General features: G+C 71.7%; 3 protein-coding genes. All 3 read right to left on the reverse strand.

The genetic code is table 11. The features are described from left to right. Positions 1 to 161: glycoside hydrolase N-terminal domain-containing protein (locus ACOV8S_RS21505; RefSeq protein ID WP_448320103.1), on the reverse strand; the 161-nt coding region annotated here is incomplete at its 3' end. Then, positions 158 to 2146, reverse strand: coding sequence for a beta-galactosidase (locus ACOV8S_RS21510; RefSeq protein ID WP_448319526.1), 1989 nt, complete (start codon positions 2144 to 2146; stop codon positions 158 to 160). The genes ACOV8S_RS21510 and ACOV8S_RS21505, both read right to left, overlap by 4 nt. Positions 2147 to 2215: 69 nt before the next feature. After that, positions 2216 to 3094: carbohydrate ABC transporter permease (locus ACOV8S_RS21515; RefSeq protein ID WP_448319528.1), on the reverse strand; the 879-nt coding region annotated here is incomplete at its 5' end.

The following is a 3094-nucleotide window of genomic DNA, read 5'->3' on the forward strand; positions in this document are numbered from 1 at the left end:
GGGTCGGGGCGGACCAGGGTGTGGTGGGTGACGATCACCTGTTCGTCGTGGGGGTGTCCGAAGGCCATGGCGCCGTGCCGGCCGTTGCCGCTGAGGTAGGCGTCCTCCCAGCGGGCGGCGGGGTTCGGCTCCCAGGTGCCGTGGACGGGGGTCGCGCTCATGGCCTCAGGACCGCGGCGCCGCGGTGGGCGAGGGGGACCCGGTCGGTGCGGGTGGCGCCGGTCAGGAGGTCGTGGTGGGTGCCGGGGACGTCGACGGTGACCGGTTCGGGGCCGTGGTTGAGGAGGAAGAGCAGGGCGCCGCGGCGTACCGCCTCGACGTGGTCGGGCAGGCCGTCCAGCGGCGGCCGGATGCCCGCGGCGGTGGCCGCCCTGGTCAGCAGGGCGCGCAGCGGTTCGGGTTCGGGGAGGGTGGAGAGGTACCAGGCGCGGCCCTTGCGCAGGACGGCGGGCAGGCCGTCGAGTTCGCCTCCCTGGTAGGGCGTGGTCTCGTCGGCGGTGCCGTCGGCCTCCAGTTCCTCCGACCACAGGGTGCCGCGGAAGCCGGCGCAGCGGACGCTCTCGCCCTCCTCCAGTGGCCACCATTCGTGGAGGGTGCGGATGCCGAACAGGTCACGCAGCCGGGCGTCCATGCCGCCGGGTCGGATCCGGTCGTTCTGGTCGGCGAGCCCGGTCAGGAAGCCGCAGACGAGGGTGCCGCCGCGGGCGACGTGGGCGACGAGGTTGTCGACGGCGGCGTCGGTGAGCAGGTAGAGCTGGGGGACGACGACCATCCGGTAGGCGGTCAGGTCGTGTTCGGGGTGGGCGAAGTCGGTGGTGAGGTGGGCCTGCCACAGGGCGCGGTGCCAGGCCCCGAGGGTGTGCGGGTATTCCGTGGCGCGTGAGGGGCGGGCTTCCTGGTCGCCCGCCCACCAGGAGTGCCAGTCGTGCAGCACGGCGATGTCGGCGGTGACGCGACCGCCGTGGACGTGCGGGGCGATGCGGGCCAGGTCCGCTCCGAGCTGCTTGATCTCCTGGTGGGTGCGGCCCCGCGGTCCGGCGTGGCCGAGCATGGCGGAGTGGAACTTCTCGGCCCCCTGCCGCGACTGGCGCCACTGGAAGTAGCAGACGGCGTCGGCGCCGCGGGCCACCGCCTGCAGGGTCCACAGGCGGTTGAGGCCGCGGGGCTTGGGGTGGTTCACGCCGCGCCAGTTGACCGCGCCGGCCGCCTGTTCCATGAGCATCCACGGGCCGCGGGCCTGGGAGCGGGTCATGTCCTGCACGAGGGCGCCGCTCTGCGCGCCGAGCGGGTCGCGGGGGTCGGGGTAGAGGTCGACGGAGACGACGTCCTCCTCCTCGGCCCAGCGCCAGGCGTCCTGGCCCGCCCACAGCGGCATGAAGTTGGTGGTGACCGGCAGGTGCGGGGTGTGGCGGCGGACGATGTCGCGTTCGGCCGTGAAGCACTCGAGGAGCATGTCGGAGGTGAAGCGCCGGAAGTCGAGCACCTGGGCGGGGTTCTTCAGGTAGTGCGCGCGGCGGGGCGGCAGGACCTGTTCCCAGTCCCCGTAGTCCTGGCTCCAGAAGGCGGTTCCCCAGGCCTCGTTCAGGGCGGCGAGGGTGCCGTGGCGGCGGCGCAGCCAGTCGCGGAAGCGGGCCGCGGCCTCGTCGCCCCAGTCGTAGGTGCAGTACTCGTTGTTGACGTGCCACATGGTCAGGGCGGGGTGGCTCGCGTAGCGGGCCGCCAGGTCCTCGGTGATCGCGGCGGCGTGCCGGCGGTAGGCGGCGCTGGAGTGGGAGAAGTGCTGGCGGCCGCCCCACCACTCGACGTGGCCGTCCTCGTCGCGCGGCAGTGTCTCGGGGTGGAGGTGGCCGAGCCAGGGCGGCGGGGAGGCGGTCGGGGTGGCGAGGACGACGCCGACGCCGGCCTCGTGCAGGAGGTCCATCAGCCGGTCGAGCCAGTCGAAGTCCCGCTTGCCCGGCGCCGGTTCGAGACGGGACCAGGAGAAGACGCCGACGGTGACGGAGTTGACTCCGGCCGCCCGCATCAGGCGGACGTCCTCGTGCCAGGTCTCCTCCGGCCACTGTTCCGGGTTGTAGTCGCCGCCGAAGAGGATGCGGCCGCGGGTGACGTCGGCGAGGGTGGGACGGTTCGTGGGGGACGCGTCCATTGCGGTGACCCCGTTCGCAGGGATGGCGGGCAGGGAGACGGGTGCGGTGGGGTGGGCGGGTTGCGTGGGTCAGCCCTTGACGGCGCCCGTGAGCATGCCCTCCTTGAAGTGCTTCTGGACGAAGGGCGACAGCACGGCGACGGGCAGCAGCGCCATCACCATCACGGCCATCTGGATGGCCAGTGGGGAGAGTTCGCCGGTGTTGATCTGGGCGGACAGGCCCACCGGACGCTGCTCGCGCTGGACGAGCTGGATCATGACGTTCTGCAGCGGCATCATGTCCTGGTCCGTCAGGTAGATCGACGCGTTGAACCAGGCGCTCCAGTAGCCCACCGCGTAGAAGAGGGCGATGACCGCGATCACGGCCCGGGAGAGCGGCACGACGATGCGGAACAGGATGCGCCACTCCCCCGCTCCGTCGATGCGGGCGCTGTCGATCAGTTCCTGGGAGATGTTCATGAAGAAGGCGCGCAGGACCAGGATGTTGAAGACGCTGACCGCGCTGGGCAGGATCAGCGCCAGGTAGGTGTCGGTGAGACCGAGTGCCTGCACCAGCAGGTAGGTGGGGATGAGGCCCGCGCCGAAGAACATGGTGGCGAGCAGGGTCATCAGGATCCAGCGGTGGCCGAGGGAGCCGCTGCGGGAGAGGCCGTAGGCGCAGAGCACCGAGACACTCATGCTGAAGAGGGTGCCGACCAGGGTCACGCCGACGCTGACCAGGGTGGCGCGCTGCACCTGCCCTCCGCCGAGCAGTTCCTGGTAGGCGACGAAGGTGATGCTCTTCGGAATCACGACCAGGCCGCCGGCCTCGTCGATGGTCTTCTTCGTCTGGAGGCTGGTGACGACGACGATCCACAGCGGGAAGAGGATCGACAGGCAGGCCAGGCCGAGGGCGAAGCCCTTGCCCGCCTGTCCGGCCGGGGAGGGCTCCTCCTCCCACGCGGGGCG

Source organism: Streptomyces sp. CO7 (assembly GCF_053474865.1).

What these genes read in the sequence shown, in the direction of transcription:
- ACOV8S_RS21510 (WP_448319526.1), bottom strand. Translation starts at nt 2,146, where the DNA reads ATGGACGCGTCCCCCACGAACCGTCCCACCCTCGCCGACGTCACCCGC.